The following is a 6,714-nucleotide window of genomic DNA, read 5'->3' on the forward strand; positions in this document are numbered from 1 at the left end:
AATATATTTTAATCTTGTAATGACAAACGGTGAATTAAATATTTAAGTGGTATACATAGATAATTCTTATTATTCTAATATTGTATGTAACTACTTCATCAACAAGCACATTAAAAAGAAACAATATTAAAAGCACTCGAATTGTCAGAAACACCTGACCACGTAATTTTCATAAATTAATTTTGAGTATACACGTAATATAGGCATCTCGGAGGGGATGCCTATTTTTACGAGAGTTGGCATAACTTTAAATCTTTTATCTTTAATAATTCATCCAATTACTTAATATGAAAAATATCTTCTTCATTGTTCTCATCATTTTAGGAAACATGCTAAGTGCTTGTGTATCTACTAAAAATGCCTGTGATGGCTCAAAAACAGCTACGGTTATAAGTGGAGTTGATGGTTGTGGTTGGTTATTACAATTAGAAAATGGTGAAGTGCTGAACCCCACAAACCTTGAAGACATGAAGATTGAATTAAATAAAGGTAATACGGTTGAAATAAACTACGAAAAAGTTGAAGAAATGAATATATGCATGATGGGTACTACTGTTAAACTAAGTTGTATTGTTATTTCTAAATAAAATATTAGGGTAATAAAAAAGAGGCTACACTTTAAAGCGTAGCCTCTTTTTTTAGTCTTCAATATTTTAATTAAGCAAATTCAGCCAATTCCATCCATCGATCACTTTTCTGCTCAATTTCAGCAACCACCTCACCTAAACGTTTACTCGCATCATTAAGTTCTTCAGAGCTCACATCAGGATTTGAAAGTTTAGCTGTTAACTTTTCTTTCTCTTCTTCTAAAGACATAATTTCACCATCCAAAGCTTCAAACTCAGTTTTTTCCTTGTAAGTTAGTTTACGTTTTTCTACTACAGGTTTCGGTTTTTCAACAACTACTTCCTTTGCAGCTTCAAGTTGCTCCTCTTTCTTACGTTGTCTATTTTCTTCTTTTTCTAGTTTATCGGCTGCTTTGAGCTGTTCTCGATACGCCGTATAATTTCCAATGATATCTTTGATTTTCCCTTCTCCTTCAAAAACAAATAAGTGGTCCACCATTTTATCCATGAAATATCTATCGTGAGATACAATGATTAATGCCCCTTGGAAAGAACGCAAATAATCCTCCAAAACATTCAAAACGAAAATATCCAAATCATTGGTAGGCTCATCCAGTATTAAAAAGTTAGGATTGGCCATCAGGACCGTCATCAATTTTAAACGACGTTTCTCCCCTCCACTCAATTTATACACATAATTGTAATGCATATCTCGAGGGAATAAGAATTTCTCTAAGAATTGTGCAGCAGACATTTGTCTACCTTTTTCTAAAGGAATGTATTCAGCAATTTCACGAATCACATCGATTACCTTTTTATTGTCGTCTACCTGAATATTTTCTTGTGAGTAATAACCAAAAACAACCGTTTCACCGATAACTATTTTCCCTTTATCAAGCGGCTCCTGCCCCATGATCATATTTAAGAAAGTAGATTTGCCTGTACCGTTGTTACCAACAATTCCTAGTCTTTCATTACGTTTGAAAGTATAGGTAAGCTCCTCAATTATCTTTTTATCTCCGAAGGATTTACCAATTTTATGAAGCTCGAGAATCTTGGTTCCTAAACGCTCCATTTTCACCCCCAACTCCAACTCTTCTTTGTTGATGTTTTGCTTGGCTACTTTCTTTAAGTCATGGAAAGAATCAATACGCGCTTTTTGCTTCGTTCCTCTTGCCTTTGGCTGACGACGCATCCATTCCAATTCCGTACGCATCTTACTGCGGGCCTTGGTAACGGTAGTTTCAAACTGCTCTTCTCGCTCAGCTTTCTTCTCTAAATAGTAAGAAAAGTTTCCTTTGTATTTGTAGATGGTGTGATCCTCCAATTCTAATATAGTATCACATACTACCTCCAAGAAGTACCTGTCGTGCGTTACCATTAGAATGGTAGATTTAGAAGTACCTAGGTAATCTTCCAACCATTCTATCATATCTAAATCCAGGTGGTTGGTGGGCTCATCTAGAATTAAAAAGTCAGGCTCAGCAATTAAAACTTTGGCCAAAGCCACTCGTTTCTTCTGTCCTCCTGATAATACCGAGATAGGTAAGTCAACATTATCTAATTTCAACTTAGACAAGATCTGTTGAACCTTCACTTCTGTATCCCAGGCATTCAATTCAGAAATTTCGACAAAAAGCTCTTCTATGCGCTTTTCATCGTTTTCTTTCATGGCCTTGTTGTATTCTTTTACAACTTTTAGTTTAGGAAGATCATGGTTAAAAACCTCTTCTATAATGGTATGACTTTCATCCAAATTCTCTGCTTGTTCTAAGTAAGCCACGCGTATATCTTTACGAAACACAACTCTACCATCATCGTAGGGCTCAGTGCCCAACAAACATTTCAATAAGGTAGATTTACCCTTACCATTTTTAGCAACAATAGCGGCCTTTTGCCCTTGCTCAATACCAAAGGTTAAATCTTCAAAAATAAGTCTATCACCAAATGTTTTGGTGAGGTTTTCAACGGATAAAAAATTCATACAATTACCTTAAACGGTCTAAGCTTGAAATTAATTTTTGATCTCTTCTCACACCAATATTTCCCAAGAAAATAAACGCTACACTTAACGCTAAGGCATAAAAAGCAAATCCAATATTTTTAACTACTCCTTCTTCTCCAACAAGCGTTTCCATACCCTCTCCCGATAGGTAAAACAAAACAACTGTTGCGATCAGGGAAACTAGGGCAAAGAAAAAAGCCATACGCCCCATTCTAATTTGGCGTTTATAGTTTTTGAAGCTAACCATAGCTCCAAGTGTTAAGAGTAGAATAAGAATTGAAATAATATAAAATGGAAAACTTACAGTAGAAGTTGAAAAACTTGCCAAAGAACTTCCTTCTTCCAATTGAAGATATTCTTTTAATGCTTCGGCTTTTTCTGGCACTAAATTTTCGCGCGCAGTACCCTCTACTTGCACTCCATAAGAATTGTAGTGTGCTGTTAGTTCAAATGAATCTGAAATAGCACCATCGTAGGTGTAAACATCTAACCCAAGGGTCAAGACCAAAAGACAAATCACTGCCAAGGCGTAGTAAATCGTTTGTATTCTCTGTAACATGCTTTATTAAATTTTAAGCAAAGATAAACTTCCTTTAAAAGTCTGCCCCATTCCCCTTAAGTTTATTTTGTACAGTTTGATTCAACTTATATGATAGAATGAACTAGGAAGAACGAAAAACAGTACCCCCATCTTTTATTCCATGATTAAGGAATGATTTACTTCTTTATTTCAAGGATAAAGGGCTCTAAAGTTCAAATACATACATGTATAAATAAAAAAGTTGAAATTTTAAAAAAATATTAATTAATATTTGTATACTTGCATTGTCTGCACAACCCACGACCTCATTGTGAGTTAGACAATTACTAGATTACTCAAGTATTATATAAAATCGATATTTTAAATCTCAATTCAACTTTATGAATAAAGCTGATTTAGCAGGAAAGAAACTTCCTGAATTACGCGAAATTGCGAAAACAATTGGTATTAAGCGCGTTGAATCATATAGAAAGGCAGAGTTAGTTGACCTTATCACTGGAGATGCTCAACAAAAAGAGGAAGCTGCTCCAGCTCCTGCAGAAGCAGCACCACAAAAAGAGAGCAAAAATGCTCCCATTGAAGTAAAAGACGCTCCCGCACGAAGAAAACGTAGGCCCAAAACAGAAAATGAAGCCAGCGAAAAACCGGCAGGAAGAATCTTAACTGCGGACAACCCAGAAAAAACGACGCCACAGAAAGAAAACAAGAAACCCGACAACCGCCACCACAACCAAAAGAACGATCAAAGAGCCTCGAAAGAGAACAACGATAAAGCCAACAACCCTAGGCAACGTAAATCTAACGACAACAACCACAATCAAGATCAAAACAAAGCTCCTCAAAAACAAAACAGAAAACAAAAAGAAGATAAATTCGATTTATCAGGAATTGTTTCTGCAGAAGGAGTATTAGAAATCATTCAAGATGGTTACGGATTCTTAAGATCTTCTGACTACAACTACCTTCCTTCACCGGATGATGTATACGTAAGTCATTCTCAAATAAAATTATTCGGATTAAAAACAGGTGATACTGTATTAGGTACAATTCGTCCTCCTCGTGAAGGAGAAAAGTACTTCCCTTTAGTAAAGGTTGATTCGATTAACGGTAGATCTCCGTCTTACATTAGAGATAGAGTTCCTTTCCAATACCTTACTCCTCTTTTCCCAGATGAGAAATTTAAATTAACAGGTCACGCGCAAGAAAGTACTTCTACGCGTATTATGGATTTATTTGCTCCTATTGGTAAAGGTCAACGTGGTATGATTGTAGCACAACCGAAAACGGGTAAAACTGTTTTATTAAAGGATGTTGCCAACGCAATTGCTGCCAACCACCCTGAAACATACTTAATAGTATTGTTGATTGATGAAAGACCGGAAGAGGTTACAGATATGGCAAGAAGTGTAAATGCAGAAGTAGTTGCCTCTACCTTTGATGAGCCAGCAGAAAGACACGTTAAAGTTGCCAACATTGTTTTGGAGAAAGCAAAACGTATGGTAGAATGTGGTCATGACGTATGTATCTTATTAGACTCAATTACGCGATTAGCAAGAGCTTACAATACGGTATCTCCTGCCTCTGGTAAAGTATTATCTGGTGGTGTTGATGCTAATGCTCTTCAAAAACCTAAACGTTTCTTTGGTGCGGCACGTAAGATAGAAAATGGTGGTTCTTTATCTATTATCGCTACAGCCTTAACAGAAACAGGTTCTAAAATGGACGAAGTAATCTTCGAAGAATTTAAAGGAACAGGTAACATGGAACTACAGTTGGATAGAAAAATCGCCAACCGTAGAATATATCCAGCTATTGATATTCTTGCTTCTGGTACACGTAGAGAAGATTTATTAATGGACAAAGATGTTCTTCAACGTATTTGGATTTTACGTAAGCACTTGGCAGATATGAACCCTATCGAGGCTATGGATTTCATGAAACAACACATGCAAAATACCAGGTCTAACGAAGAGTTCTTAGTTTCTATGAACGGTTAATTCTAGTTATGAGACCAGCATTAAAATACGGACTCCTTTTCGCAGCAGGATGGATAGTCCTTAAAATGATTTTTAAAGCTTTAGGTGTATTACAAGATGATTTGTTTGTACCTGGATTAATCAATAACTTCTTTTTGTTGCTTGCTATTGCAGTAGGTTTGTTCTTTGAAAAAAAGAAAGAAGGGTTTGGTAGTGGTACCGCCTTAAGTGATATAAAAAATGGTATGATTGCAGGCACACCCTATGCGGTAATTGTATCTGTGTTTATCTTTTTCTATTACAAGGATATAACACCTGAATATGTAGAAAATAGAGCGCAAGAAAGAATAGACTTAGTCTATAACGCTATGCAACGCCCAGCATATGTGGACAGCTTAAAGATGAGTGATGCTAAATATGCAGTAATGACCAACGATGAAATTTTTTCAGAAATGAAAGAAGGAATTCAAAGTTCATTTGATACCAACTTCCTCTTAACCTTTAGTTTATTAGGATTGATTGTTTTAGCGGTCACCTACTCTATCTTCACTACAGTAATTTTTAGAAAAATACTCCTCCGGGATTATTATAAATAAACATTGAAAGTCCTTCTAATTAGAGGGACTTTTTTTATGCAATAGCCTATTATTCTTTCTGTATTTTTTCACTAAAAACATATGAAATATTGACGGAGTAAACAATTCTTCATTCTTTGACAGCAAGGCAATCACACATTGCTCAAGAGTAATAAAAGCTATCAATAAATCAGCATAATTGTAAAAAGAATGCATGGAGTTGTACATCAAAAACCAAGTGTATAAACACATCACAAAAACCCAAGCATTGCTCAATAAAGTATTCGAATAAATCAATTTTCTATGAATGATGAGTTGAAGCAAAGCTCCAGCTATTCTAATATCTAAATGTTGCATCAAAACACTCCATTTTGCTTCATTCATACCATCTCCAAAACAATACCAGGCCCCAATAAACATATACAGCCAAATAGACAATTCTGAAACAAAACTGAGATTGTACTTACCTTTAGGAAAAGGTATTATATACAATGCAAAGAGGATTAACATCAAAAGAAACTGTACGCCAAAAAACAGTTGAAAATAAAACTGCTGAATTGCAGCAACGGCTAAAAGCACTATAAATTGATAGATGTTTTTATACGCGAGTATAGGGGCTAATGCAATTTGATACGTTTTCATTCTTGAACGAAAATATCAATAATTCAACGCGAACAAATAAAAAAGGTCCCTGAAATTAATCATGGGTCTAGATTGCTAGAAAGTATTTTCCAAAAAAAGCCCCGAAAATAATTCGGGGCTAGGTTGTCAATAAACTATTCGTCCTAAAAAAAAGTACTATTCAACAACCACTCGTTTAACAGTATACTCTTCTTTACCGTAAACTTGAACAGTATATAATCCCTTACCTACTTTAGGTAATTGAACATTAATTCCTGCCTTTTCCATAAAGGTATTTTCATAAACTACTCTACCTTGAGCGTCCGAAATACGAACAATACCTTCATTTATACCATTAAATAGAATGTGAAATGATCCATTGTTTGGGTTTGGATAAATATTGAAAAGATCTTTATTTACAGCTTCTACT

General features: G+C 35.2%; 7 protein-coding genes. 3 read left to right on the top strand and 4 right to left on the bottom strand.

Annotation, left to right across the window (positions count from 1 at the left end; genetic code table 11):
* Positions 1-287: 287 nt before the first annotated feature.
* A complete protein-coding gene (locus AC22ZQ_RS11410) occupies positions 288-587 on the top strand; it encodes a hypothetical protein (RefSeq protein ID WP_318958899.1) in 300 nt (99 codons plus the stop codon).
* A 70-nt stretch (positions 588-657) separates the two neighbouring features.
* On the opposite strand, the gene AC22ZQ_RS11415 is transcribed toward AC22ZQ_RS11410, so the two are convergent.
* Together AC22ZQ_RS11415 and AC22ZQ_RS11420 are read right to left on the bottom strand one after the other, a co-directional pair.
* Complete coding sequence (locus tag AC22ZQ_RS11415) at positions 658-2,550, bottom strand: ABC-F family ATP-binding cassette domain-containing protein (RefSeq protein WP_318958900.1); 1,893 nt, start codon at positions 2,548-2,550, stop codon at positions 658-660.
* A 4-nt stretch (positions 2,551-2,554) separates the two neighbouring features.
* Positions 2,555-3,130 (bottom strand): DUF4293 family protein, encoded by a 576-nt coding sequence (locus tag AC22ZQ_RS11420; RefSeq protein WP_318958901.1) that lies wholly within the window; start codon positions 3,128-3,130, stop codon positions 2,555-2,557.
* Between the two features lie 362 nt (positions 3,131-3,492).
* Here AC22ZQ_RS11420 and rho point away from each other — a divergent pair, with 362 nt between their 5' ends.
* A complete protein-coding gene (gene rho / locus AC22ZQ_RS11425; RefSeq protein ID WP_318958902.1) occupies positions 3,493-5,109 on the top strand; it encodes a transcription termination factor Rho in 1,617 nt (538 codons plus the stop codon).
* Between the two features lie 8 nt (positions 5,110-5,117).
* Positions 5,118-5,684 carry a DUF4199 domain-containing protein gene (locus AC22ZQ_RS11430; RefSeq protein ID WP_318958903.1) on the top strand — a complete coding sequence of 189 codons (567 nt, stop codon included), beginning with the start codon at positions 5,118-5,120 and terminating at the stop codon, positions 5,682-5,684.
* A 15-nt stretch (positions 5,685-5,699) separates the two neighbouring features.
* Here the strand turns inward: AC22ZQ_RS11430 and AC22ZQ_RS11435 are convergent, their stop codons facing one another.
* Both AC22ZQ_RS11435 and AC22ZQ_RS11440 read right to left on the bottom strand, forming a co-directional pair.
* A complete protein-coding gene (locus tag AC22ZQ_RS11435; protein WP_318958904.1) occupies positions 5,700-6,305 on the bottom strand; it encodes a hypothetical protein in 606 nt (201 codons plus the stop codon).
* A gap of 156 nt (positions 6,306-6,461) precedes the next feature.
* A partial coding sequence (locus AC22ZQ_RS11440) for a T9SS type A sorting domain-containing protein (protein WP_318958905.1) occupies positions 6,462-6,714 on the bottom strand: 253 nt, incomplete at its 5' end.

Source organism: Lishizhenia sp. (assembly GCF_057456495.1).

What these genes read in the sequence shown, in the direction of transcription:
- rho (WP_318958902.1), top strand. Translation starts at nt 3,493, where the DNA reads ATGAATAAAGCTGATTTAGCAGGAAAGAAACTTCCTGAATTACGCGAA.
- AC22ZQ_RS11410 (WP_318958899.1), top strand. Translation starts at nt 288, where the DNA reads ATGAAAAATATCTTCTTCATTGTTCTCATCATTTTAGGAAACATGCTA.
- AC22ZQ_RS11420 (WP_318958901.1), bottom strand. Translation starts at nt 3,130, where the DNA reads ATGTTACAGAGAATACAAACGATTTACTACGCCTTGGCAGTGATTTGT.
- AC22ZQ_RS11430 (WP_318958903.1), top strand. Translation starts at nt 5,118, where the DNA reads ATGAGACCAGCATTAAAATACGGACTCCTTTTCGCAGCAGGATGGATA.
- AC22ZQ_RS11435 (WP_318958904.1), bottom strand. Translation starts at nt 6,305, where the DNA reads ATGAAAACGTATCAAATTGCATTAGCCCCTATACTCGCGTATAAAAAC.
- AC22ZQ_RS11415 (WP_318958900.1), bottom strand. Translation starts at nt 2,550, where the DNA reads ATGAATTTTTTATCCGTTGAAAACCTCACCAAAACATTTGGTGATAGA.